Annotated in this window: 26 protein-coding genes; 12 read left to right on the top strand and 14 right to left on the bottom strand. The window is 70.7% G+C overall.

From position 1 onward, the window contains the following. Nucleotides 1–3: 3 nt before the first annotated feature. Nucleotides 4–690, bottom strand: a complete 687-nt coding sequence (locus ACZ6JS_RS01580) for a 2OG-Fe dioxygenase family protein (RefSeq protein ID WP_469295068.1) — start codon at nt 688–690, stop codon at nt 4–6. 422 nt (nt 691–1,112) lie between these two features. Between ACZ6JS_RS01580 and ACZ6JS_RS01575 the strand changes: the two genes are divergently transcribed. Further along, complete coding sequence (locus tag ACZ6JS_RS01575) at nt 1,113–1,550, top strand: hypothetical protein (protein ID WP_469295067.1); 438 nt, start codon at nt 1,113–1,115, stop codon at nt 1,548–1,550. Here ACZ6JS_RS01575 and ACZ6JS_RS01570 read toward each other — a convergent pair. Next, nucleotides 1,544–2,278, bottom strand: a complete 735-nt coding sequence (locus tag ACZ6JS_RS01570) for an IclR family transcriptional regulator (protein WP_469295066.1) — start codon at nt 2,276–2,278, stop codon at nt 1,544–1,546. The genes ACZ6JS_RS01575 and ACZ6JS_RS01570 overlap by 7 nt on opposite strands. 187 nt (nt 2,279–2,465) lie before the next feature. Between ACZ6JS_RS01570 and ACZ6JS_RS01565 the strand changes: the two genes are divergently transcribed. From ACZ6JS_RS01565 to ACZ6JS_RS01555, 3 genes are read left to right on the top strand one after another with little or no spacing between them, the layout of a single operon-like run. Beyond that, complete coding sequence (locus ACZ6JS_RS01565) at nt 2,466–3,455, top strand: TauD/TfdA family dioxygenase (protein WP_469295065.1); 990 nt, start codon at nt 2,466–2,468, stop codon at nt 3,453–3,455. Nucleotides 3,456–3,506: 51 nt separating this feature from the next. After that, nucleotides 3,507–4,274 (top strand): TSUP family transporter, encoded by a 768-nt coding sequence (locus ACZ6JS_RS01560; protein ID WP_469295064.1) that lies wholly within the window; start codon nt 3,507–3,509, stop codon nt 4,272–4,274. 4 nt (nt 4,275–4,278) lie between these two features. Then, nucleotides 4,279–5,244: a hypothetical protein gene (locus ACZ6JS_RS01555; protein WP_469295063.1), complete on the top strand. Its 966-nt coding sequence runs from the start codon at nt 4,279–4,281 to the stop codon at nt 5,242–5,244. Nucleotides 5,245–5,246: 2 nt separating this feature from the next. Here ACZ6JS_RS01555 and ACZ6JS_RS01550 read toward each other — a convergent pair whose 3' ends face one another. Both ACZ6JS_RS01550 and sodN read right to left on the bottom strand, forming a co-directional pair. Further along, a complete protein-coding gene (locus tag ACZ6JS_RS01550; RefSeq protein WP_469295062.1) occupies nt 5,247–8,255 on the bottom strand; it encodes an AfsR/SARP family transcriptional regulator in 3,009 nt (1,002 codons plus the stop codon). Nucleotides 8,256–8,579: 324 nt separating this feature from the next. Next, the gene (gene sodN / locus ACZ6JS_RS01545) at nt 8,580–8,975 is read right to left on the bottom strand and encodes a superoxide dismutase, Ni (RefSeq protein ID WP_030036761.1); all 396 of its coding nucleotides are present in this window, start codon (nt 8,973–8,975) and stop codon (nt 8,580–8,582) included. 161 nt (nt 8,976–9,136) lie between these two features. On the opposite strand from sodN, the gene sodX reads away from it, so the two are divergent. Continuing rightward, nucleotides 9,137–9,559, top strand: coding sequence for a nickel-type superoxide dismutase maturation protease (sodX, locus tag ACZ6JS_RS01540; protein ID WP_469295061.1), 423 nt, complete (start codon nt 9,137–9,139; stop codon nt 9,557–9,559). On the opposite strand, the gene ACZ6JS_RS01535 is transcribed toward sodX, so the two are convergent. Continuing rightward, a complete protein-coding gene (locus ACZ6JS_RS01535) occupies nt 9,463–10,092 on the bottom strand; it encodes a CGNR zinc finger domain-containing protein (protein WP_469295060.1) in 630 nt (209 codons plus the stop codon). The two genes, sodX and ACZ6JS_RS01535, sit on opposite strands and share 97 nt — an antisense overlap. Nucleotides 10,093–10,172: 80 nt before the next feature. Between ACZ6JS_RS01535 and ACZ6JS_RS01530 the strand changes: the two genes are divergently transcribed. Further along, nucleotides 10,173–10,964 carry a class I SAM-dependent methyltransferase gene (locus ACZ6JS_RS01530; protein ID WP_469295059.1) on the top strand — a complete coding sequence of 264 codons (792 nt, stop codon included), beginning with the start codon at nt 10,173–10,175 and terminating at the stop codon, nt 10,962–10,964. A gap of 109 nt (nt 10,965–11,073) precedes the next feature. Here ACZ6JS_RS01530 and ACZ6JS_RS01525 read toward each other — a convergent pair whose 3' ends face one another. The 3 genes from ACZ6JS_RS01525 to ACZ6JS_RS01515 are packed head-to-tail and all read right to left on the bottom strand — an operon-like array spanning nt 11,074 to nt 13,778. Further along, nucleotides 11,074–11,835 (bottom strand): amino acid ABC transporter ATP-binding protein, encoded by a 762-nt coding sequence (locus ACZ6JS_RS01525; protein WP_469295057.1) that lies wholly within the window; start codon nt 11,833–11,835, stop codon nt 11,074–11,076. After that, entirely contained in the window at nt 11,835–12,776 is a 942-nt protein-coding gene (locus ACZ6JS_RS01520; RefSeq protein WP_381823521.1) for an amino acid ABC transporter permease, read from the bottom strand. Before ACZ6JS_RS01520 ends, ACZ6JS_RS01525 begins: the two co-directional genes overlap by 1 nt. Before the next feature lie 39 nt (nt 12,777–12,815). Continuing rightward, entirely contained in the window at nt 12,816–13,778 is a 963-nt protein-coding gene (locus tag ACZ6JS_RS01515; protein WP_469295055.1) for an ABC transporter substrate-binding protein, read from the bottom strand. A gap of 526 nt (nt 13,779–14,304) precedes the next feature. Here ACZ6JS_RS01515 and ACZ6JS_RS01510 point away from each other — a divergent pair. The 4 genes from ACZ6JS_RS01510 to ACZ6JS_RS01495 all read left to right on the top strand — a co-directional run bounded on the left by ACZ6JS_RS01510 (nt 14,305) and on the right by ACZ6JS_RS01495 (nt 17,541). Beyond that, nucleotides 14,305–15,507 carry an NAD(P)-dependent malic enzyme gene (locus ACZ6JS_RS01510; protein ID WP_469295053.1) on the top strand — a complete coding sequence of 401 codons (1,203 nt, stop codon included), beginning with the start codon at nt 14,305–14,307 and terminating at the stop codon, nt 15,505–15,507. A 232-nt stretch (nt 15,508–15,739) separates the two neighbouring features. After that, nucleotides 15,740–16,702: a zinc-binding dehydrogenase gene (locus ACZ6JS_RS01505; RefSeq protein WP_469295051.1), complete on the top strand. Its 963-nt coding sequence runs from the start codon at nt 15,740–15,742 to the stop codon at nt 16,700–16,702. Nucleotides 16,703–16,759: 57 nt separating this feature from the next. After that, a complete protein-coding gene (locus tag ACZ6JS_RS01500; RefSeq protein WP_030013034.1) occupies nt 16,760–16,969 on the top strand; it encodes a helix-turn-helix domain-containing protein in 210 nt (69 codons plus the stop codon). After that, nucleotides 16,969–17,541, top strand: a complete 573-nt coding sequence (locus ACZ6JS_RS01495) for a Clp protease N-terminal domain-containing protein (protein WP_469295050.1) — start codon at nt 16,969–16,971, stop codon at nt 17,539–17,541. Before ACZ6JS_RS01500 ends, ACZ6JS_RS01495 begins: the two co-directional genes overlap by 1 nt. A 196-nt stretch (nt 17,542–17,737) precedes the next feature. On the opposite strand, the gene ACZ6JS_RS01490 is transcribed toward ACZ6JS_RS01495, so the two are convergent. Together ACZ6JS_RS01490 and ACZ6JS_RS01485 are read right to left on the bottom strand one after the other, a co-directional pair. After that, entirely contained in the window at nt 17,738–18,637 is a 900-nt protein-coding gene (locus ACZ6JS_RS01490) for a helix-turn-helix transcriptional regulator (protein ID WP_469295049.1), read from the bottom strand. A 1-nt stretch (nt 18,638) separates the two neighbouring features. Then, nucleotides 18,639–19,580, bottom strand: coding sequence for a DUF4097 family beta strand repeat-containing protein (locus ACZ6JS_RS01485; RefSeq protein ID WP_469295048.1), 942 nt, complete (start codon nt 19,578–19,580; stop codon nt 18,639–18,641). Between the two features lie 152 nt (nt 19,581–19,732). Here ACZ6JS_RS01485 and ACZ6JS_RS01480 point away from each other — a divergent pair, with 152 nt between their 5' ends. After that, nucleotides 19,733–20,542 carry a hypothetical protein gene (locus ACZ6JS_RS01480; protein WP_469295527.1) on the top strand — a complete coding sequence of 270 codons (810 nt, stop codon included), beginning with the start codon at nt 19,733–19,735 and terminating at the stop codon, nt 20,540–20,542. A 16-nt stretch (nt 20,543–20,558) separates the two neighbouring features. Here the strand turns inward: ACZ6JS_RS01480 and ACZ6JS_RS01475 are convergent, their stop codons facing one another. Beyond that, entirely contained in the window at nt 20,559–21,494 is a 936-nt protein-coding gene (locus ACZ6JS_RS01475) for a LysR family transcriptional regulator (protein WP_469295047.1), read from the bottom strand. A gap of 210 nt (nt 21,495–21,704) precedes the next feature. Here ACZ6JS_RS01475 and snpA point away from each other — a divergent pair, with 210 nt between their 5' ends. Then, nucleotides 21,705–22,373 carry a snapalysin gene (gene snpA / locus ACZ6JS_RS01470; RefSeq protein ID WP_469295046.1) on the top strand — a complete coding sequence of 223 codons (669 nt, stop codon included), beginning with the start codon at nt 21,705–21,707 and terminating at the stop codon, nt 22,371–22,373. A 1-nt stretch (nt 22,374) separates the two neighbouring features. Here the strand turns inward: snpA and ACZ6JS_RS01465 are convergent, their stop codons facing one another. The 3 genes from ACZ6JS_RS01465 to ACZ6JS_RS01455 form a co-directional block, all read right to left on the bottom strand. Further along, nucleotides 22,375–22,575, bottom strand: a complete 201-nt coding sequence (locus ACZ6JS_RS01465) for a hypothetical protein (protein ID WP_469295045.1) — start codon at nt 22,573–22,575, stop codon at nt 22,375–22,377. Nucleotides 22,576–22,612: 37 nt separating this feature from the next. Further along, a complete protein-coding gene (locus ACZ6JS_RS01460) occupies nt 22,613–23,197 on the bottom strand; it encodes a dihydrofolate reductase family protein (RefSeq protein WP_469295043.1) in 585 nt (194 codons plus the stop codon). 107 nt (nt 23,198–23,304) lie between these two features. After that, nucleotides 23,305–23,898, bottom strand: a complete 594-nt coding sequence (locus tag ACZ6JS_RS01455; protein WP_469295042.1) for a GNAT family N-acetyltransferase — start codon at nt 23,896–23,898, stop codon at nt 23,305–23,307. Between the last annotated feature and the right edge of the window lie 96 nt (nt 23,899–23,994).

Raw genomic sequence — 23,994 nt, 5'->3', positions numbered from 1 at the left:
GGGTCATGCCTTCGCGCTGGCGAGGACGGCGGCTTCGTACTCCTCGCCGTAGCGGCGCTCGTCCCACGGGTTGACCGCCACCAGCCAGACGTCGCGGTGGCCGCCCTCCTCGGTGAGGTGCTCGATGTCGGTGACGTGGTGGAACATCAGGCGGTCGTCGAAGACGATCGCCTGGCCGTCCTGAAGGGTCGTCCGGAAGAAGGGCTCGCCGCCGCCGAGGGGCATCAGCTGCGTCTCGCCGCCGGATATGTTGTGGCGGCGTGTGACGGCGACGATCCCGTAGTGGTGGCCGTCGCGGTGCGGGCCTTCCGGCGCCGCGACGCCCTCGACGTCGGGTGTGGACACCACGCGGCACTGGTGGACGTTGAGCTGCCAGACGGTGTCCCGGTCGAGCCCGAGCGCGTCCGCGCCTGCCGCGATCAGCGGTGTCGGATCGGTGGTGAGCGGCTCCAGGGTGCGCAGTTGGCCGCCGACGAGGTCGTTGTACTGGCGCGGCTGCGCGAAGTGGCGGTGCGGCAGCAGTTCGAGCTTCCACGCCCCGTCGTGCTCGAGGCGGAACTGGGAGAAGCGCCGGTAGCGCTGGGTGGACCCGGTGTAGGGATCCAGTGGCAGCGTTTCGAACTCCCCGAGTACGTATTCATCGAGCGGAGGTGTGTCGATGACGGTGAAACCCTGCTCGTTGAGACTCATGCCGAACTCCCCGTTGTGTGCGCCCAGTCCTGTCCCTGGGGCGGCCAACTGCGTGGCCTATGAACTGATCTTGGCGATGCTAGGCAGCTGGACTCGAGGTGAACAAGATGGGTATCAGGCCAGAACAACAGGTGAATTTTCGGGTGCCTGCGCTGCTCAACCCATCCCGGGCGGGCGATGCGGAGCGGTTTCGAGCCTCGGTCCGCACGTCTCGGGGATGGCCGAAAAGTTGCCTGCGGCAGGGGCGGGACGGAGAGCCCGCGATCGGGACCGGGTCGCACCCCGGGGCCGCGACCAGGTGCCGTCCGGCCCGCACGGGACACGCGTCCGGTCGTCGGCGTCATTCCGCAGGCCTTCCAGGGATACGCCACCATGCTTTCGGTTTCGTTTGGGTCACCTGCTGACCTATTCGACTCACCGCATTGACCTTCATCGTGACGACCCGCTTGCATTCCGACGCAGGAGCAATTCCGCTCCGTTCTCGGCAGATGAAAGCAGGCGTGATGAAAATCGCTCGCAACCCCGTGAAGAAGGCCGTTTTCGGGCTGGCCGTCGCCGCCGTGTTCAGCGGACTTCCCGCGCTCACCTCCACGGCCGGCGCGGACCCGAGTTGCATCACCAGCGCGAACGCGACCGCCTCGCGCGACTCGGTGACGGTTCGCGTCTCCAGCAATCCGTGCAATCGCCAGGTGCGCGCCTGGGCGGAGTGCATAGCAGAAAACGGCGTGAAGTCCCAGCGGACCGGTTCGGCCATCACCGGTACCGGAACGGCCAGCGTCAGCTGTGGATTCGCGTACGTCAACCGCAAGGGGCACGAAGTGTACGTGCCCGGACAGGGCTGGGCGCGCTACGTCTACTGATCCGCTGCAGGCGCGAGGGAGCGGGCGGACAGATCGGCAAGCGAAAGCGCCGCCCGCTTCAGCGCCGGAACGTAGGACGGTATCCCGTTGCCGTCCTCTTCCGCTCCGGCTGTGATGCTCAGCGCCCCGACGGGCAGCCCGAAGCGGAGCAGCGGCACGGCGGTCATCCGCGATCCCGGTACCGGCCCGGGCGAAACGGCCCATCCGCGGAATCGGACGGCGTACCGCTCCTCCGGTTCGGGGTGGGGCAGCCGGAGGTGGGCGAGGATCGCCAGTCCGGCGGCGTCCTCGCCCAAGGGCCTCGGCACTCCGAGCAGTGTCCTCTGCGACAAGCCGCTCGGACCGTCCAGACAACTGACGCAGACCTGCACCGGAACGTCGGTCAAGACCGCGGCATGCAGAGCGGCGGTGTGTCCGGTCTGTTCGGAGAGGACGCCGAGGACATGGCGCCCGGCCGCCGATGCCGGAATCCACTGCCGGGGAAAGAACGCGTTCCTTTCCTGAAACGCGGTGAGCGCGTAGTAGCCGTGCCTCGGCTGCCATACCACATCGTTCCGCATGGCTGATTGAATCAGCCGCTGCACGGTGGAACGGCTTAATTTGGTGTGGCTGATGATGGAGTGGAGGGAATGAGGTCCGTTCCCTAGGCTGCGCATTGCTCCGAGAATCCTGAACGCACGGTCCGAGACATGCTCGCGTTCTTTGCTGCCGTCGGCCGGGGCATGCAAAAGAAGGCTCCTTACATGAGGGGGAAGTCGCAAGATCGGCTGGTCGAAATTAAGGGTGTCCTCGTCGGCCTGTCAAGGACAGGCAGATGACAGAGCTTTGACACCGAGGGGACATCGCTTCCTTCTACGGTCGGTTCAGCAAGCAGGCGACTCGGGGGTCGCCGGCTCTTCGTAAAAGGAGCATCCGATGGAACTGACGGTGTTGAAGCAGTCCGAGGTCCAGGTGTCCGCCGAGGACAGCCGGACGATGTGGGAGCTGTCCGTGCGGGCCGCAGCCCTTCCGGCGGCGTCGACCCCGCAGCTGGCCGACATGCTGCTCGACATACCCGCAAGCGTGCGGGATCCGCTCATGGGTTTCGCGGGGGGAACCTCGCATACGGGGTACCTTCTGCTCCGCGGGCTCGAGATCGGGGACCTGCCCCCCACGCCCACCGGGCACGGCTCACACCTGCTGGACGGTCACGGCACCTCGGGCACCATGGCGCTCGTCGCCGACCTCGTGGGATCGCTCATCGGCTACCAGGACGAGAAGAACGGCGCCCTGATCCACGACGTCCACCCCGTACGGGGCGAGGAAACCCGCATCGAGAACAGCGGGTCGGTGGCCTTCGACTTCCACACGGAGAACGTGCACCACCCGCTGCGGCCCGACTTCCTCGGTCTGCTCTGCCTGCGACAGGACCACGAGGGCGTGGCGGCCACCCGGGTGGCGTCCGTCCGCGAGGCGGAAACCCTCCTCACCGAGGAGCAGCGCCAGGTCCTGCGCACCCCGCGCTTCCAGAGCGCCTACCCGACCTCGTTCGCGCGGAACATCCCCGGTCCCCGTCCGACAGCCGGCCCCCACCCGGTCCTGTTCGGCCGAGAGGGCCAGTCGTTCATGCGGTTCAACTCGCACAACACCACCGCCGGCGACGCCGAGGGCAAGGCGGCCCTCGAAGCGCTGTCGGCCGCCCTGGAAACCGTGTGCCGCGACATCGTCCTGGATCGCGGAGACCTCGTCCTGGTCGACAACAACATCGCAGCGCACGGCCGCTCCTCGTTCACTCCCCGCTACGACGGCGCGGACCGATGGCTGCGACGGTGCTACTCGCTGCGCGCCACCCCCCGCTGGGCGGAGCACATGATGCACGGCCGGCGCGTCGTTCCGGAGCTGGCTCAGATCGCCGGCGTCTTCTGAGCGCCGCAGGCATCGCGAGGCCGAACGGGAACCAGGAACCAGGAAGAAATCGTGGACTTTATCGATGTCGCCGGCCTCTTGGCCGTAGCGGGAGCGGCCGGCTGGGTCGATGCGGTGGTGGGAGGCGGCGGCCTGATCCTGATCCCGGCCCTGCTCCTGGCCTTCCCCCAGCTTCCCCCCGCGGTGGCGCTGGGCACCAACAAGGCGACGGCCATCGCGGGCACCACCGTGGCGGCCGTCACCTACGCCCGGCGGACGAAGCTTCCCCGGTCGGTCGCCCTGCCAGCGGCGATGTTGGCCGTGCCGGCGGCCGGATTCGGGGCGTTGTCCGCGTCCATGGTGCCCAAGGACTGGTTCCGGCCCGTGGTCATGGCGCTGCTCGTCGGCGTGGCGGTCTTCGTGAGCATGCGCCCGACCTTCGGAGCGGTCGAGGGGGCGGACAGCGTCAGCCGGCGCAAGCGCATCCTGGTGATCGCGTTGGCAGGGTGCGGGATCGGCTTCTACGACGGTGTGTTCGGCCCGGGTACCGGCACCTTCCTGATCCTCGCGTTCACCGGGCTTCTCTCCCTCGAGTTCCTGCAGAGCTCTGCGTTGGCCAAGGTGGTGAACGTGGGCACCAACCTGGGCGCGTTGTGCGTCTTCGCCGCGCAAGGGCAGGTGCTGTGGACCCTCGCCGCGGGGATGGCGGTCTGCAACATCGCCGGTGCCGCCCTCGGCGCCAGGACCGCTCTGAGCCGCGGATCCGGATTCGTCCGTGCGGTACTGCTGATCGCCGTCGCGGGCATGGTCGTCAAGCTCGCCTACGACCAATTCGGATGACGGTGTGACGATCGACCAGCACGTCTTCGACCCGCAGGGCAGGGCGTTCCCCAACGCGGTGCGGCTGCGGCCCCGGTACGACGTGGAGCGCATGGCCGGGGAGCTCGCGCGGTTCGTGGCCGCCTCCGGGAACGCCTTCAGCGTGGCCAACGGACGCAGGGTCCTGCCCCTGCGCAGCCCCGACGGCGACCCTTGCCGTACGTCCACGGGCGGTCCCGGCATCGGGAGCTTCCGCGACACTCCCTGGCTGCGTCAGCTGCCCTACTTCGGCGACATTCTGGACGGCCTGCCCGCGCCCGTGCGGGGGGCCCGGCTGTGGGCGGCCGCTCCCGGGACCGAGGCCAGGGACATGCGGGCGCCGAAGATCGGGCCGCCCTGGGGGTTCTGCCGCCTCCACCTCCCGATCGCCGGAGGGCCGCTGGCCCGCTGTCTCTTCGTCGGAGAGCAGCACCCGTGGGATCCGGGCACCCTGTGGTTCGCGGCGTCCTGGCGCAGCCACACGATCGTCAACCGCGATGCCGCCGACCTCGTCCATCTCATCGTCGACGTCTTCCACACCCCCGAGACCGAGCTGCTGTTCCCCGCCCGCCTCCGTGCCGGGGCGTCCGGCCCGCGCGCTCTGCTGCACCGCCCCGAGGTCCCTCTGTCGGCCGGCGAGGCACAGCGGTACCGCTCCCGCTTCAAGCTGCCCGAGCTGTTCTCCAACTGGGAGTGCGCCGGGCACCGGGTCCAGTCCGGGGCGAGCGGCGCGGACATCGACGCGGAGATCGCCGTCCGGCGGGGATCTCCGGTGCTGCTTCTGGCCGGGCGGCTCTTCTGCGGGCTGGACCACGTCGGCGACGGCGAGTTCCGCCTGCGGAGCTGGAGCGACGAGCGGACCCTCCAGGTGACCCCGGCCCCCCGGCCCGCCGCCGTACTCCGCCTCCGCGAGGGATCGAACACGTACACGTTCCGGCTGCCACTCCTGTAGCCCTATCGCGAAGCGCGGGCCAGCTCGGCGATGGCTCCGTTGAACAGGTCGAGGCGGGCGGGCGCACCCATCAGCAGGCACATCTGCGCGCCCTCCCGCAAAATCGCACCGGCCGCCTCGAGGTCGCCCTTGCGCTTCTCGACCTCGGCCGTCGCGAGCAGGATCTGCGCCGCCATCAAGGGGTCGTGGATCGCACGGGCGAGTTCGAGGCCCGCGTGCAACCGCTCCTGGGCCTGCGAGAGCCGCCCTTGCAGGACGTCGGTCCAGCCCAGACCCCACAGTGCGTAGCAGTGGCCGCTGAGATCACCGTTCTCCTGCGTTTGCGCGAACCCCCGGGCGAACTCCGCCGCCGCCAGGTCCGGCTTGCCCTGTGCCAGGTGAAGGTCCCCCAGGCTCAGCCGCACCTGCGGCGCGCTCCGTCCGCCGAACGACGTGACGAGCTCCGCGGCCTCGAGGAGGAAGGAGGCGGCTTCGTCCGGCCGGCCCAGTTCGAGCAGCGTCTGCCCGGTCCACCGCAGGACCTGTGCCTGGACCTCGATGTCGCCGACCTCGCGCAGCGTCCGCATGGCCTTCTCCCAGCTTTGCAGGGCCTGCACGAAACGTCCTTGGACGCGGTCCGCGCACGCGGACTTGCGAAGGGCCAGGGCGAAGCCGTACCGGTCACCGACCTTCTCGAAGAGCTCCTGGGACCTGGCCAGCAGCGGAACCGCCTCGCCGTACTGCCGTTTGGTCAGGTGCAGGTCTCCGAGGCCCAACAGCATCGCGGCCGCGCCCCGTTCGTTGCCGTGCCGTTCCGCGGCCGCCAGGGCGACCTCGTGGGTCGCTTTCCAGTCGTCGAAATGGAACCTCAGGCTGAACAGGCAGCGGCAGGTGGCCGCCAGGTCCCATGCCAGTTCCTCGTGCCCCTCGACCGCGAGTTTTTGGCACAGGGCGGTGAGCGTCGGCCGGTCCTCCTCGTACCACCGCAGCCATGGGTGGCCGACCGTCTCGAGTGCCTCGGGTGCTGCCCGGGGCCGGGGGATGAGGCTGTGCACCGTGGCGAAGTCCCCACCGCACACGGCGCGGTGCGCATCGTCCGCGATGGCCAGGGCAACGGTGCCGACCCGGTGCAGTGCCGACGCACGCTCCTCGCCCGGCTCCATCTCGTCCGCCAGGGCGACCGCGTACAGCCAGACCAGGTCGTGCATCCTGTAGCGCGGCTGAGCGGCTCCGGCGGGCGTGGTCACGTCCAGAAGGCGCGTGTCCAGCAGCTCCTCCAGCAAGTCCTGCGCCTCGGTGAGCGGCAGGTCGACCAGGGGAGAGCAGACCCATTCGGCGAAGTCGGACGCGCTCACCAGGGACAGCCGCCTGAACAGGGTCCGAGCGGGAGCGCTGATCCCCTTGTACGACAGTTCGAGGCATGCCCTGACCTCGAGGTTCTCGTGCGACAGTTCGTTCAGCCGGCGCCGTTCGTCGGCCAGCCGGGATGCGGCCTTGCGCAGCGACCAGTGCGGCTTGGCCGCCAGTTTCGCGCCGACGATGCGCAGGGCAAGGGGCAGCATCCCGCAGTAGCGGATCAATTCCAGAGCGGTGTCCGGCTCCTCCTGCAGCCGAGCGGAGCCCACCAGGCCGGCCAGCAGCTCCAGCGCCTGGCCCTCGTCCAGTACCTCCAGCTCGAGCGTGCACGTGCTGGGGACGGTGGCCAGTCGCATCCGGCTGGTGACGATGACCGCGCAGCTGGGCGTTCCGGGAAGAAGCGGCAGCACTTGCCGGGTGTCGCTCGCGTCGTCGAGGACGATGAGCATGCGGCGGTGTGCGGCCAGGCTGCGGAACACCGCAGCGCGCTCGTCGAGGGTTTCGGGAAGCGGCCCCTGGAAACCGAGTTCGCGCAGGAACAGGGCCAGCGCCTTGTCCGGCTCCACGGCGGATTCGCCCATGCCGTGGAGGTTGACGTAGAGCTGCCCGTCGGGGAAGGCCGGCCGCAGGTCGTGGGCGGCGTGCACGGCCAGCGCGGTCTTCCCCGTACCACCCGCGCCTACGACCGCGACGACGGGAACGGAGGTCGCGCTCCTGGTCAGGGCTGCCGCGAGAGTACGGAGTTCCTGCTGCCGGCCGGTGAACTCCACGAGGTCGCCTGGCAACTGGGCCGGTACGGGACGCCCCGCGGGTGCGGCCGGTCCCGCCGGCGGGGTGGGTCCCGCCGGTGCGGTCGGCCCCGGCCGCCCTGCCGGCGTCGGGCGGCCGGTCGGGTCGGGGGCTCGGACGCCGGTGTCCCCGAGAAGGACCCGCTGGTGGAGCGCCTGGAGATCAGCCCCTGGCTCCACACCGAGCTCTTCTCTGAGCAGGTCGGCCGTACTGCGGTACAGGCGCAGGGCGTCCGCCTGCCGTCCGGACCGGTGGAGGGCCGTCATGAGGATGCCGCGGGGCTTCTCCAACAGGGGATGCTGCCGGATGAAGGCCGACAGGCTCGCGATGAGGTCCTCGTAGCGACCGAGCTCGAGCTGGATCTCGGCACACGCGATGCGGATCGCCGCTTGTTCCTCGTTCCAGCGGTGCACCTCCGGCTGCCACACACGGCGGTCCATACCGGAGAGGACGGGCCCGCGCCACAGCGCGAGGGCCTGTTCGAGGGCGGTCAGGGCCGCCTCCGGCTCGTTCTCGGCCATGCGCTGCTGGGCGACGAGCCTGAGGTCGCGGACGGTGTGGGTGTCCAGGCGCACCCCTGCCAGAGGAAACACGTACCCGGGCAGCTGCGTCACCACGAGTTCTCTGGTGCAGCCCGCCTTTCGGAACGCCCTGCGCAGCATGGACATGCACGCTGCGACCTGGTTGGCGGGATCGGACGGCGGTTCGTCCTCCCAGATGCATTCGACCAGGTGATGCAGCGGCACCACGTTGCCGGCCTGTAGCAGCAAAGCCCCCAGGGCGGCCATGAGCCTCGGCGCGGTGATCGAAAGAGGTGCTCCGCGGAAGCGAACCTCCAGCGGCCCCAGCAGGCCTATTTCCAGCACGTCGTCAGCGTCTTCCGACATGACTTCCCCCCGGGTCATGCTTCCTGCCACCCGACCGGATACGGCGATGTATGCAGGTCAGGCGCTTACGGGCCTGATCATATGCATGGCACATCTACCGAATCGGGCCAGGCGGGCCCCCCGCTGGCAACTGACCAAAGGACGCCGCTCTCTGGCTGATTCGAGTCCATCAACTGTCCACTTAGCCCGCTATTTCACGAAGAGGCATCCTTTATTGATCAATACACCCATGGGGAGTTGTTCACCACTTAACAAGGGCGAACACATGACAGCGGCCCGACCGCGTGATGCGGTCGGGCCGTCGTCGTCCTTCGGGCACCAGGCTCAGGCGGCCTTGGTCTCCCAGAAGATGCGGTCGATCTCGGCGATGAGGTCGAGGGCCTTCTGGCCGGTCGCCGGGTCGTTCGACGCCTTGGCGGCCGAGAGGGCCTTGAGGGTGTCGTTGACCAGGGTGTGCAGCTGCGGGTACTTCTCGAAGTGCGGCGGCTTGAAGTAGTCGCTCCACAGCACCGAGACGTGGTGCTTGGCGAGCTCGGCGCGCTGCTCCTTGATGGTGATGGCGCGCGCGCGGAAGTCGGCGTCGTCGTTGGCCTGGTACTTCTCCTGCACGGCCTTGACGGACTCGGCCTCGATGCGGGCCTGGGCAGGGTCGTACACGCCGCACGGCAGGTCGCAGTGGGCGGAGACCTTCGCCTTGGGGGCGAAGAGGCGGGAAAGCATGGAGTTTGTCCTCCTCGTGATCGTCTTCTCAAGGGGGACATTACTCGCTGGAGAACGGGATTTCGCGGGCGCCCCCATGGGCTTAGGACAAAAGTCCAGGGTCGCGGCCGGACCGGTGAGCGAATGTACGGGGCCGTGCGGGAGTGAGGAGGAGGACACGCATGGTGGAGAGCGCCCGCCCGCGCAAGCGGTTCGAGGTGGTGGAGGTGACGGGACCGTCGATGGTGCCCACACTGCTGGACGGGGACCGGCTCGTGGTCCGGTACGGGGCCGCCGTCCGGCCGGGTGACATCGTGGTGCTGCGCCACCCGTTCCAGCAGGACCTGCTCGTGGTCAAGCGCGCGGTGGAGCGGCGGCCGGGGCGTGCCTGGTGGGTGCTGGGCGACAACCCCTTCAACGAGTCCGGCGACAGCACCGTCTACGGGCCGGTGCCCGACGAACTGGTGCTGGCGACGGCGGTCCTGCGGTTCCGGCCGCGCGAGAAGGATCAGCGCTCGCTGAGGGCCCGGTTGTCCTGGGCGGCCTCGTCGCTGCGCGTGCTGCGGGCCGACGCCTCGGCCTCCAGCCGCTTGCGGGCACGGTAGGCGGCCACGTTCGCCCGCGTGGCACAGCGGTCGGAGCAGTAGCGCCGGGAGCGGTTGGTGGAGGTGTCGAGGTAGGCGTTGCGGCAGGGCGCGGCCTGGCACACCCCCAGGCGGTCGGGGCCGTGCTCGGTGAGGGCGAAGGCCAGACCCATGGCGGCCATGGCGGCGTAGCCGGCCGAGGCGTTCGAGGGGTGCTCGGCGAGGTGGATGTGCCAGTCGGGACGGCCGTCGTCGTCCAGGGTCTCGTGGCCGGAGACCTGGGGGCTGACGGGGAACTCCATGAGCAGCGAGTTCAGCAGGTCGACCGCGAGGACGTGGTCGCCGCCGTCGGCGGCCTCGAAGACGGCCCGCAGCCGGCCGCGCACGTTGCGGAAGCGGGTGATGTCGGTGTCCGTGACGCGGCGCGCCATCTGCTGGCTGGCGCCGAACAGGGCGCGGACGGCGTCCACCGAAGTGAGGGCGTCCTTGTTGCGGGCCGGCTCCTCGGTGTTGACCAGGCGCACGGCGAAGTCCGAGTAATGGGCCAGTTCCACTTGTAGTCCTTACGGCTGCGGATTAATGTCTCGTAACAGCTGAGACGTCTTCGAGGGTATTACGTAGGGAGGGGTTCGGGATGGCGGATACGACGGACACGGCGGACACGGCCGGCGCGGGGCGGACCGGTACCGACTGGCAGGCCTGGCAGGACAGCTGGGACCGCCAGCAGGAGTGGTACATGCCCGACCGCGAGGAGCGGTTCCGGGTGATGCTGGACATGGTCGAGGCACTGGTGGGCCCCACCCCCCGGGTGCTGGATCTCGCATGCGGTACGGGAAGTATTACGGACCGCGTCCTCAAGCGGTTCCCGGAAGCCACCAGTACGGGCGTCGATCTCGACCCCGCGCTGTTGACCATCGCCCGCGGCCACTTCTGCGGGGACAAGCGGGTCTCGTTCGTGACCGCCGACCTCAAGGACCCCGACTGGTGCTCGGCCCTCCCCCACGGCGACTACGACGTCATCCTGACCGCCACCGCCCTGCACTGGCTGCACAGCGATGACCTGGCCGTGCTGTACGGCCGGCTCGCCCAGCTTCTGGTCCCCGGCGGGGCGTTCATGAACGCCGACCACATGCCCGACCCGGCCACCCCGCGCATCAACGCCGCCGAGCGCGCCCACCGGCACGCCGGCATGGACCGGGCCAAGGCGGCCGGGGCGGTGGACTGGCGCGAGTGGTGGGCCCTGGCCGCCGCCGACCCGGCGCTGGCCGAGCCCACCGCACGGCGCTTCGAGATCTACGGCGAGCACGCCGACGGCGACACCCCCTCCGCGGCCTGGCACGCCGAGGCCCTGCGCGCCGCCGGATTCGCGGAGGCCCGTACCGTCTGGTGCTCGCCGTCCGACGCGCTGGTCCTGGGTCTGAAGTAGGGAATCAACGGGACCGGGAACGGGAACAGGGTGCGGCACGGCCGAGGGGCGGTACGGGAATCCGTACCGCCCCTCGGCCGTGTCCGCGTGCGGCGGCCTGCGCCGCCGGCTACAGCACCTTGGAGAGGAAGGCCTTGGTGCGCTCGTGCTGGGGGTTGCCCAGTACCTCGCGCGGGTGACCCGACTCGACCACGACGCCGCCGTCCATGAAGACGAGGTTGTCGCCCACCTCGCGGGCGAAGCCCATCTCGTGGGTGACCACGATCATGGTCATGCCCGACTCGGCGAGGTCGCGCATGACGTCCAGGACGTCGCCGACCAGCTCCGGGTCCAGGGCGGAAGTGGGCTCGTCGAAGAGCATCAGCTTCGGCTCCATGGCGAGCGCGCGGGCGATCGCCACGCGCTGCTGCTGGCCGCCGGAGAGCTGGGAGGGGTAGTTCCCGCCCTTCTCGCCGAGGCCCACCCGGTCCAGGAGGCGGACGGCGCGCTCGCGGGCCACCGCCTTGGACTCGCCCTTCACCATGACCGGCGCTTCCATGACGTTCTCTATGGCCGTCATGTGCGGGAAGAGGTTGAAGCGCTGGAAGACCATGCCGATGTCCCGGCGCTGGGCCGCGACCTCGCTGTCCTTCAGCTCGTAGAGCTTGTCGCCCTTCTGGCGGTAGCCGACGAGCTCCCCGTCGACGTACAGCCGTCCGGCGTTGATCTGCTCCAGGTGGTTGATGCACCGCAGGAAGGTCGACTTGCCGGAGCCGGACGGGCCGACCAGGCAGAAGACCTCACGCGGGGCGACCTCCAGGTCGATGCCCTTGAGGATGTGCGCCGCACCGTAGGACTTGTGGACGCCCTCGGCCTTCACCATGGCAGTCATCAGGCCACCGCCTTGCTGTTCGAGAAGCTGGACAGCTTCGCCTTGATCTTCTGCAGCGGCGTGGGCGGCAGGGTGCGCAGCGCGCCACGGGCGTAGCGGCGCTCCAGGTAGTACTGGCCGACGCTGAACACGCTGGTCAGTGCGAGGTACCAGATCGAGGCGACGAAGAACATCTCCATGACCGCGAACGAGGTCGAGGCGATGTCCTGCGCGGCGCGCAGCAGGTCGAAGTACTGCACGGCGACGACGAGCGACGACGTCTTGAGCATGTTGATGAACTCGTTGCCCGTCGGAGGCACGATCACCCGCATGGCCTGCGGCAGGACGACACGGCGCATGGTCTGCGTCCGGGTCATGCCCAGCGCGTGCGAGGCCTCGGTCTGGCCCTCGTCGACCGACTGGATGCCGGCGCGGACGATCTCCGCCATGTACGCGCCCTCGTTGAGGCCGAGGCCCAGCAGCGCGGCCAGGAACGGCGTCATGACCTGGGTCATCTCGTCCTTGTAGAACCCGAGGTTCAGGATCGGGAAGATCAGGGCGAGGTTGAACCAGATGAGGAGCTGGACGTACACGGGGGTACCGCGGAAGAGCCAGATGTAGAACCAGGCGATGGTGCTGGTCACCGGGTTCTTCGACAGGCGCATGACGGCGAAGAGGACGCCGAGCGCCAGACCCAGGGCCATGGCGGTGACGCTGATCCAGATCGTGTTGACGACTCCTCGCAGGATCGAGGGGTCGAACAGCTTCTCCGGCACGGTCGCCCAGCGCACGTTGCCCTGGGAGAAGGCGATGATGAGCGCCACGACCAGACCGATGACGACCACGGCACTGATCCAGCGGCCGTAGTGGCGGACCGGGATGGCACGGATCGCCTCGGGGGGGACGGAACCGGCCGGCGGGGTGTCCGCCGGACCCGGGTCCTTGTCGAGCTTGTCAGTCACAGTGACTGCCCTTCAGTGTGCTGCGGTGGTACGCGGAGGTCAGGAACCGGCGTTGATCTTGGCCTCGGTCACGGCGCCGGAACCGGCGTTCCACTTGTCCAGGGCGGCCTTGTAGGTGCCGTCCTTGATGATCGCGTCGAGGGCTTCCTTGAGCGCGTCACGCAGCTCGGTGTTCTTCTTGTCCACCGCGATGCCGAAGAGACCGGCGTCGGTCGGGTTGGCGATGGCCTCGAAGTCGTTGCCGCCGCCGGCGGTCTGCGCGATGTACGCGGCGACCGGGGAGTCGTTCAGGTCGGCGGCGGCGCCACCGGCCTTCACGCGGGTCTGGGCCTCGGCGTCGGTCGGGAAGGACTCGACCTTGAGCTCGCCCTTGCCGTCCGTCTTGCACTTCTCGGCCTGGGTCTTCGCGGACTCCTCGTACGTGGTGCCGCGCTGGACGGCGACCGTCTTGCCGCACAGGTCGTCGAGGGTCTTGATGCCCTGCGGGTTGCCCTTCTTGACCAGGATGCCGGTCGAGGCGGAGAAGTAGTCGACGAAGTCGACGCCCGCACCGGTCTTGGCGCCCTTGTCGTCCAGGCCCTCCTGGCGGGCCTTGGTGTCGGTGAGGGAGGACATGACCAGGTCGCTGCGGCCGGTCTGCATGCTGCCGATCAGCGTGTCGAAGGTGCCCGACTCGAACTTGAACTGAACGCCGAGCTGCTTGCTCAGGGCCGCCGCGATGTCGGGGTCGACACCGACGATCTTGCCGCCCTCGGTGAACTCCATCGGCGCGTAGGTCGCATCGGTGCCGACCTTGATCACACCGGCGTCCTGGATCTTCTTCGGGAGCTTCGAGAAGAGCGGCGCGCTGCTGTTGTTCGCCGCACCCGACGGGGTCGACGTCGCCTTGTCGGTCTGGTCGCCACAGCCGGTGAGGATCAGGGCGCCGGCGACCGCGATCGCGCCGACCGCGGCGATCCGGGACCGGGCGGCGGTCGTACGACGGGTGGTGCTTGCGGTCATGGCTTCGTTCCTCCGACAGGGGTGGAAAAGCATCGAAAAACGGTCGGACACGCACCATCGAGTGTCGCGACCTTGTGTGATTACGGCATCTTGCCATTCGGACTGAGACATTCAGGCTGCCCGTCAGGTCAAAATCGCATAACGGGCGACCCGGGTAGGCCAACAGGACTGCGGGCAAGGCGGTTCGAGGCCGCAGATACTGCCGTGACCAGGCCTTTTGGGCGCAGTTTCTCCGGAGTGTCTCGCCCACCGGACGCGAAGGTTTGGACTTTTCACCAAAAGGCGGGCAGTTGACCTACGGTTGAGCCGGAATCGACTCGTCTGAGCGAGTGTTCTTCGGGTAGAACAGATCCTTACACCCCTCATCCGGGGCTCAGGGCGCGCGTGCGGCGCGCCCGCGCGTACGAACCTCCCCTTCGCGGAGACGGGCCAACCGTCGATGCGGAGTACGGACGCGGTGCCCGCCCACCCCTTAACCAGGAGTGGCCACCCTCAACGAACATAAGGAATTAAGGGGTCACACGAAGTGGCAGCGGAGATCGTCAACCCTCGCAGCGACAGTGCGACGGACAACAACCCGGACGCGGTGTTCGCACTGCACCGGGGCGGCAAGATGGCCATCCAGGCCACGGTTCCGGTGAACGACAAGGACGACCTGTCCCTGGCGTACACCCCGGGCGTGGCGAAGGTGTGCACCGCCATCGCCGAGCAGCCGGAGCTGGTGAACGAGTACACCTGGAAGTCCAACGTGGTCGCCGTCGTCACCGACGGTACGGCCGTGCTCGGCCTCGGTGACATCGGCCCGGAAGCCTCCCTCCCCGTGATGGAGGGCAAGGCCATCCTCTTCAAGCAGTTCGGCGGTGTCGACGCGGTCCCGATCGCACTCGCCACCAAGGACACGGACGAGATCGTCGAGACGGTCATCCGTCTGGCGCCGTCCTTCGGCGGGGTGAACCTGGAGGACATCTCCGCCCCCCGCTGCTTCGAGATCGAGCGGCGCCTCCAGGAGGCGCTGGACATCCCGATCTTCCACGACGACCAGCACGGCACGGCCATCGTGACGCTGGCCGCACTGCGCAACGCCGCCAAGCTCACGGGTCGCACCCTCGGCGACCTGCGCGCCGTGATCGCGGGCGCGGGCGCGGCGGGCATCGCCATCGCCAAGATCCTGGTGGACGCGGGCATCGGCGACGTCTGCGTCACCGACCGCAAGGGCGTCGTGTCCGCGGACCGCTCCGACCTGACGGACGTCAAGGCGGAGATCGCCGGCCTGACCAACAGGACGGGCCAGACCGGCTCGCTGGAGCAGGCGCTCGCCGGCGCGGACGTGTTCATCGGCGTCTCCGGCGGCTCCGTCGCCGAGGAGGCGGTGGCCACCATGGCGAAGGACGCGTTCGTCTTCGCCATGGCCAACCCGAACCCGGAGGTCCACCCGGACGTCGCGCACAAGTACGCGGCGGTCGTGGCCACGGGCCGTTCGGACTTCCCGAACCAGATCAACAACGTGCTGGCCTTCCCGGGCATCTTCGCGGGTGCCTTCAAGGTGCGCGCCACCCGGATCACCGAGGGCATGAAGATCGCCGCCGCCGACGCCATCGCCGGTGTCGTCGGTGACGAGCTCGCCGCCGACTACGTGATCCCCTCGCCGTTCGACGAGCGCGTCGCGGAGGCCGTGGCCGCGGCCGTCGCCGCCGCGGCCAAGGCCGACGGCGTGGCCCGCCTGGCCTGACCGAGGGACCCGAGCAGGACGCGAAGAGGCCCGACCGGACCCGCTCCGGCCGGGCCTCTTCGCGTGCGTGCGCCGCTCGCGCGGTGCCGCGACGGGCGGACCCGGCTGGACCCGCACCGCCGCGACGGGCTCGGTCCGCCGTCCCCCGGACCGGGCCGGGTGCGACGAAGGCCTCACCCGTGCGGTCGCGGGGGGTCTGGAACCGGGACCTACCGAGCGGTAGCGTCGCCGCATGTTCGCTGCCTATGCCGCCCGAATCGACCGTGACCAGCCGCTGAACGGCCTTGTGCTGGGCGACCGCCCCGCCCCTCGGGCCCGCCCCGGCTGGGTGACCGTGAACGTCAAGGCCGCCTCCCTCAACCACCACGACCTGTGGTCGCTGCGCGGGGTGGGCCTCGGCGAGGAGAGCCTCCCTATGATCCTCGGCTGCGACGCGGCCGGGATCGACCAGGACGGCAACGAGGTCGTCCTGCACTCCGTGATCGGCCAGAGCGGCCACGGGGTCGGCCCGGACGAGCCCCGCTCGATCCTGACCGAGCGCTACCAGGGGACCTTCGCCGAGCAGGTCACCGTCCCCGCCTGGAACGTCCTGCGCAAGCCCGCCGAGCTGTCCTTCGAGGAGGCCGCCTGCCTTCCGACGGCCTGGCTGACCGCGTACCGGATGCTGTTCACCAACGCCGGGGTCCGCCCCGGCGACTCCGTCCTGGTCCAGGGCGCCGGCGGTGGTGTCGCGACCGCCGCGATCGCCCTCGGCAAGGCGGCGGGCCTGCGGGTCTTCGCCACCAGCCGCGACGAGGCCAAGCGCAAGCGGGCCGTGGAGCTGGGGGCGGTGGAGGCGTTCGAGCCGGGTGCCCGGCTGCCGCAGCGGGTGGACGCGGTGATCGAGACCGTGGGCGCCGCCACCTGGTCCCACTCGGTGAAGTCCCTGCGCCCCGGCGGCACCCTGGTGATCTCCGGCGCCACCAGCGGCGACCGCCCGGCGCACGCCGAGCTGACCCGGATCTTCTTCCTGGAGCTGAAGGTGGTCGGCTCGACGATGGGCTCGAAGGACGAGCTGGAGGACCTCCTCGCCTTCTGCGCCGCCACCGGGCTGCGGCCGGTGATCGACGAGGTGCTGCCGCTGGACCGGGCGCGCGAGGGCTTCGAGAAGCTCGCGGCGGGCGACCTCTTCGGCAAGATCGTCCTCAAGCCCTGACCACCCTGACGTCAACCAGGGTTGACACCCCTCCCGTGTCAACCTAGATTGACGTGCATGACCGAAGCCACTGATCTCGCCGAGCGGGCCGGTGACCGGGACCCGCGCGTGGGCCTGCGTGCCGTGGCCGCCCTCCGCAGGCTGCTGGAGCAGCTGGAGGCCGTCCAGGTGCGCAGTGCCCGCGCGCAGGGCTGGTCCTGGCAGGAGATCGCGGCCGAGCTCGGCGTGAGCCGGCAGGCCGTGCACAAGAAATACGGGAGGCTCTGATGTTCGAACGCTTCAGCCGTGACGCCCGTTCGACCGTGACCGGGGCGGTGGCCGAGGCCCGCCAGGCCCGGGCCGCCACCGTCACCGAGGAACACCTGCTGCTGTCCCTGCTGGCCCTGGGCGCCCTGGACCCCCTCGGTGTGGACCGCGAGGCGGTGACCGCCGACCTCGCGGCGGCCCGCCGCCGGGGCGGCATGTCCAGGGCCGACGAGGAGGCGCTGGCCGGACTCGGCATCGACCTCACCGAGATCGTCTCCCGCATCGAGGAGGCGCACGGCGAAGGCGTTCTCGCGGCCCCCGCGGCACGCCGCCGGACGCTGGGCGCCTCGCTCCGCTCGGTCCTGGGCCGTGCCGAGCCGGACGACCGCGGCGGCAGCCGCCACGTCCCCTTCACCGAGGGCTCGAAGAAGGTCCTGGAACAGTCGCTGCGCATCGCACTGGGCCGCAAGGACGGACACATCGGCACCCTGCACCTGCTGCTGGCCCTGCTCTCCCGCCCCGGCACGGTCTCCGAGGTCCTGACGGACCACGGCATCACCTACGCCACCGCCGAGACGCGCCTCGCGGCGTGATGGCCCCGGTGGCGGCGGACGGAACTGGGCGTGACCCGGCGGCCGCCGTTCCGCCGGGTCACGTCCAGGCGCGGGCGGGGCCGGGAGGGCGGGCGCCGGATCTCCTCGGGCGCCCTCCCGGCGGACCGGCCGGGCACCATCCGGCCCTGTCGGCGTCCGAGGCGCGGGGCCCGGGACGGGGGCGGCGGCGGGCGCGTTACGGCCTGGGGCCGAACGCGGTTGCCAGCCGGGCGGCGGCGGCCGCGAGATGGCCGCGGGCCTCGGCCACCTGGGCCGCGGACACCCCGCGGTCCCGCGCCGCGTCCCGCACCTCGTCGCGGAAGCGGTCCAGCAGCCGGTCCAGGTCACGGGCGGGGTCCCCGGTCGGCACCAGGTCCGCGGCCCAGCCCGAGGCCCGGTCCGCCCCCGCACCGGCGGCATCGGCCGGGGGTGCGGTCGGCGTGCCGCCGCCACCGAGCCACGCGCCGGCCAGGCTGCCCAGGACGCCGCCTGACCTGGCGAACTGCTCCTGGAGCTGGCCGGCGATGCGCTGGACCTCCTCGCGGGCGCGGTCCTGGGCCTCCTTGGCCTGGCGGCGGGCCGTCTGTGCCTCCTCGCGGGCCCGGCGGCTCTCGTCCTTGGCCCGGCGGGCCTGCTCCTTCCACTCCTGCCGCGCCTTGCGCAGCTCCTCCTTGGCCGCCACCCAGGAATCGTCCTCGCCCACCCTGGTCGCCGACGCCGAGGCCGCCGCCCGCATCTCGCGCCGCAGTTCGCCCGCCGCGCCCCGGACGTCGCTGCGGATCTCGGCGGCCAGTTCGGTGACCGAGTCGCGGATCTCCAGCTCCAGGTCGGCCAGTTCGCCGCTGCGGTCGGCCAGTTCGGCGCGGCCCGACTCGGTGATGGAGTACACCTTGCGCCCGCCCTCGGTGGCATGCGTGACCAGGCCCTCCGCCTGCAGCTTGGACAGGCGCGGGTAGACCGTGCCCGCAGAGGGGGCGTAGAGGCCCTGGAAGCGCTCCTCCAGCAGGCGGATCACCTCGTAGCCGTGGCGCGGGGCCTCGTCCAGCAGCTTGAGGAGGTAGAGGCGGAGGCGGCCGTGGGCGAAGACGGGCGGCATGTCAGAGCACCTTCTTGTCGGACGCGAGCGGCGCGGGGGCATCGGGGTCGGCCTGCGGGCGGCGCAGCAGGGCGATGCCGCCGGAGACCGTGGTCGCCCGCAGGGTGCCGGCGCCGGAGCCGAGCGTGCCGGTGATCCGCTTGGTGCCGAGTTGGCCGGAGACCCGCAGGTCCTCGAAGGCGTTAGAGACGCCGCCGGTGGCGGTGTTGGCCTCGACGCGTGCGTCGGCGGGGTGCGGGAGGCGGATGGCGACCTGGCCGGAGACGGAGTTCAGGGCGATGTCCACCGGGCGCTCCGCGTCCGGAGCGGGGTCCAGGTCGATCAGCATGTCGCCGCTGACCGAGTCGGCGCGCACGCTCACGCCCGCGCCGTCGACGACGGTCAGGCCGCCGGAGACCGAATGGAAGCCGAGGTCGCCGGTGACGGACTGGGCCTCCACGCTGCCGGAGACGGTGTGCGCCTTGACCCGGCCGGACAGTCCGACCAGCGTGGCGTCGCCGGAGACACCCTTGACGTCCGTTTCGGCGGAGATGCCGGACACGAAGGCGGCGGCGTCGACGGTGGCGACGTGGACGCGCGTGGCGGCGGGCAGGGTGAGGGTGACCGCCGCGCGGCGCTCCCAGAGCTTGCGGCCTGACGAGGAGGAGCCCGACCAGGCCTTCCAGGGCTTGTCCTCGAACCACTGCTTGAGGCCCTGGGAGCCGTTCCAGGGCACGTCCTCGTAGGAGACGGTGAGGGTGCCGCCCTCCTGCACGACATACAGGGGTGGTCCCTCGACCTCGGTCACCTCAAGGCGGGCCGGGCCCTCCTCGGCCGCGACGACGTTCACCGTTCCGCTGACGACGCGTACACGGAGCTCGGTCACCGGCTCCTCGAAGGTGAGCTTCTGCGGTTCGGCGATGTGCCACGTCGACCGCGACGGCTGGGACGACTGCTCTGACATGGTGCTGATCCTCCTCGTGCGCTCACGGACAGGCTCGACGCACGCAACATATCGCGTCTTCTCAGAACACGATATATCGCGGTCGTGGGAAGTCAAGCCTCGTGTCGCAATCCGCCATTTGGGGCGATTTGCCTTAGTGTGTGAGCATGTCAATTTCCAGGCCCCCGACCGGCGGGATGCTCCTCTGCCGTACCGAGCCCCTCGCCGTCCGCTCCCCCGCGCACCTGCTGCGCGTACGCCTGCTGCTCGCCCCGGCCGGCACGTGGACCGTGCTCGTGCCCGAGGAGAAGCCGTGGCTGACGGGCGCGGAGAGTGCGGCCGAGGTGTTCGCCGACTGGGGTGCGGCGATCGCCGTCGGCACCGACCGGCCGGTGCTGGGCCTGTGGTGGGAAGGCGGCCGGGCCGGATTCTCGCTGGCCGGCGGCTTCCGGCGGACCGTCGTCCAGGAGTGGGACGCCGCCGGTCGGGCGTCCGGTGATCCCGGCGCGATGCGCACCCTGGCGGCACGGCTCGGTCTGGATCCCGTACTCGACCTGGAGGAGCTGGAGCGGCTCACCCGCCCCGGCTCCGGGCCCGGCGCGGACGGCCCGGCCCGGTTGCGCGGGCTGACCGCGCTGCTGACCCGCGCGGGACTGGCCCTGCCGCCCGGCCTGACGCCGGGCGAACCGGCCGACCGGCTGAGGGAATCGGCCCGGATGGCGGCGGGCGCCGAAGCGCTGGAGTGGTCGGGCCGGCGCGACGCCCTGCGGGCCCGACGCGACGCGGTGGAGGCGGGCCCGCTCGGCCCGTGGATCCGCGGTCCGAAGGCCCGGCGGCTGGGCGCGGCGCAGGTCGCGGCGGGGGCTCCGCTCCTGCTGTGGGCGGCCCGGCGGCGGAGCCCGGCGTGGGCCGCGGCGGGTGCCCTCCTGCTGGGGCAGGGTGTCCTCTCACTGGCCTACGGCCGCGCCCGCGAACGGAGTTGACCCGCGCGGGGCCGGGTCAGGCCGCCTCCAGCAGGGGGCTCGCGTGGTGGTGGAGCCACGCCCGGTACGGGGGCGTGCGCAGGGCGGCCTCGCGGTAGGCCGCGCGGAGGTCCTCGTACACCTCGGCGTGCGCGCCCGGGCGGGTCGCCAGGAGCAGCCGCACGGCCAGGGGGTCCCCGCACAGCGGCCTTATCGCCATGTCCTCGCGCGGCCCGGAGGTCGGCTGGCAGGGCGCGACCGCCTCGCCGGAGATGATCAGCGAGGTCGCCGTGTGGTAGTCGGTGTGCAGCACCGGCGGGTCGAGCCCGGCTCCGGCGAAGACCCTGCGCAGGCCGTCCCATTCACCGTCGACCGACGGATCCACCGCCCAGCGGTCCGCGGCCAGGTCCCGTAAGGACACGATCTCCTGTCTCGCGGCGGGGTGGTCCCTGGGCATCGAGACGAACTGCGGCTCCCGCTCCATCAGGACGTGCGTCTGGAGCCCCTCGGGGACCCTCAGCGGACTGCCCTCCACCTCGTGCACGAACGCCACGTCCAGCTGCCCAGCGGCGACCATCCTGAGCAGCGCGTTCGCCGAGACGTCCACCAGGAGGGAGGTCTCGGTGGCCGGCAGCCGCCGGTGGAGGCGCCGCAGCCACCCCGGCAGCGCCCGGCTGGCCGTCGAACCGATGCGCAGCCGCGGCCCGTGGGCCTGCGCGCGGGCCTCGGCCACCAGGGCGGCCATGTCGGCGAGAAGCGGCCGGGCCCTGCCGAGGACGGTGCGGCCGAAAGGGGTGGGCCGACAGCCGGTCCGCTCGCGCAGGAACAGCTCGCCGTCCAGGGCCCGTTCGATGCGGCGCAACTGCGTCGTCAACGAGGGCTGGCTCACGCCGAGTTGCCGGGCGGCCTTGTGCAGACTGCCGGCGTCGGCGATGGCGCACAGCGCGCGCAGGTGCCTGACCTCAAGCTCCATGCCCCGAGGGTAGGCCGGGCCCGTGGACCGCACCAGCCACCGATAGCCCCCAGAATCCCGCCATTCTCACGCTAGTTGGGCTGACGAAATCTTCCCGATAGGCCGGCGCTATCGGCCAGTGACATCATCCGCCGGCCCGTTCCCCTCCCGCAGACTCCGGTACCGAACGACCCACCCCCCACCGCACCGGATGAGTAGGAGCTCCCCCACATGCGCCACTCCCGTAAGGCCCTGCTGGCGACCGCCGTCGGCATCGGCCTCGCCGCCACCCTCGGCGCCGTCCCCACCGCCGCCGCCGCACCCACCCCCGCCGGCAACGCCGCCGGCTACGCGGCGTACGAGCGGTCGCCGGAGAACGAGGCCGCCAACCGTGCCTTCTTCGAGGCCGTGCAGCGCTCGGTCGCCGAGCAGCGGGCCGCGAACCCGGGCGCCCTCGCCGTCACCGTCACGTACAACACCCGCAACGCGCCGAGCTTCCGTACCCAGATAGCCACCTCCACCCGCATCTGGAACAGCTCGGTCACCAACGTGAAGCTGCAGGAGGTCTCCTCCGGCGGCAACTTCTCGTACCGCGAGGGCAACGACCCGCGCGGCTCGTACGCGAGCACCGACGGGCACGGCCGGGGCTACATCTTCCTCGACTACCGGCAGAACCAGCAGTACAACTCCACCCGGGTGACCTCGCACGAGACCGGTCACGTGCTGGGTCTGCCGGACCACTACTCGGGCCCGTGCAGCGAGCTGATGTCGGGTGGCGGCCCGGGCACCTCGTGCACGAACGCCACCCCGAACTCCGCCGAGCGGACGCGGGTCAATCAGCTCTGGGCCAACGGCTTCGCCTCCGGCCTGGGCACGAAGGACCTCGCCCCCGCGGGCTGAGTCACCGCCCCTCGCGCTCCACGTGGTGCGCGCAGTCGGGGTTCCTGCAGGGACCCCGGCTCCACACCGGTACGAAGACCCCGAGGGACTTGCGCCGCCCGACCACCGTGTCGACGCGGAGCCCGCAGGCCGGGCACGTCTGCTGTTCGTGCCCGGCCTGCGGGGCCACGGTCTCGTGCGCGTGCTGCTGTTCACCGGCCATACCTCCACGGTAGGCCGGATTTCGCATGTCCGTCGGGTCAGCTCTTGCGGACGTAGGTGCTGATGATCTGGCCGCCGCCGAGGGTGGTCACCCCGGTGAGCTCCAGGGGCCGCACCCCGAAGCCGGCGCGCGTCATCGGCATGCCGGTGCCCGCGAAGACCGGGTAGGTCTTGACGACGAACTCGTCGATCTCGTCGATCAGCTGGGTGGCGAGGTCGGCGCCGCCGCAGAGCCAGATGCCGAGCCCGTCACGAGCCTTGAGCTCACGGACCCGGGCCGCCACGTCGCCGCTGATCAGCCGCACCTGCGGGTCGGGCGGGGTGGTGAGGGAGCGCGAGACGACGTACTGCTCGGGCAGGTGGCCGTACGGGCTGGCCATGCCCGCCTTCAGGCCCGGCTCGTAGGTGGCGCGCCCCATGAGCACCGCGTCGAAGCGCTTCGGCGGGGCGTCGGCGATCCCGAGCTGCGCGCGCCCCTGGGCGGCGATGGTCTCCGGGTACTCGCTCTTGAGGTGCTCGACGAACTCGCCGTCGAGGTGGCCGTAGAAGAAATCGCCGTCGCCGTCCGGGGCGCCGATGAACCCGTCGACGGTGGTGGCGACGAAGTACGTGAGCCTGCGCAAGCGATTCTCTTTCGTCGGACAGTGCCTCCGCACCGGGGCACGCCAAGGAAAGTACTTCAGGTGAAGTGGTTACGCAAGCTCCCACCCGGGACGCGTCCGACCGGGCCCTACCCCCTGGGCTTGCGCCACATGGGCCACATCAGCGGCCCGTCCGGCAGCCGCACCGCCTCGCCGGTGAACTCCCAGCCGAGCCGCTCGTACAGCCCCTTGCTGCGCTCGCTGCTCGCCTCCAGGTACGCCGGCACGCCCTCGCGGTCGCAGCGCTCCAGCACCGGGCGCATCAGCTCGGTACCGAGGCCCTCCCCCTGCCGGCCCGGGGCGACGGCGATCATCAGCAGATACTCGTGCTCCTCGGACGTCGGGTGCACCGCACCCGTCAGCCGCCCGACCAGCTCGCACCGCTCGTTGTCCGGGTCGGCCACCGCCCGCATCTTCGCGGGCACCTCGTCCTCACCCTCCGGCTCACCCGCGGGGATCCGCAGCCACAGCGCCGCCGCGGAGCCGTCCGCCGCGTAGTCGATCCGCCCCTCGGCGAGCGCGACGTCCACGAAGACGCCCAAGAACCTGCCGTGGACGGCGGCCCGGTGCTCCGGGTCCGGGAAGACCCAGCTGCTCACCGGGTCGGTGCGGAAGGCCTCGTCGAGCAGCCGCGCCACCGCGTCCCGGTCCGACTGATCCGCCTGACGTATCTCCAGCGCCACTGGTCACACCCTTCGCTCACGTGTCAACAACCGTCAGCGATCCTAGAGTTGGCGCCGCGATGCGGTAAGGCCCGTTCCGGCACCGTGCGGTGCCGG

The organism is Streptomyces sp. NPDC046349 (genome assembly GCF_055587885.1).
The sequence above is the reverse complement of the archived record's forward strand: the minus strand, read 5'-3'. Positions and strand labels throughout refer to the sequence as shown.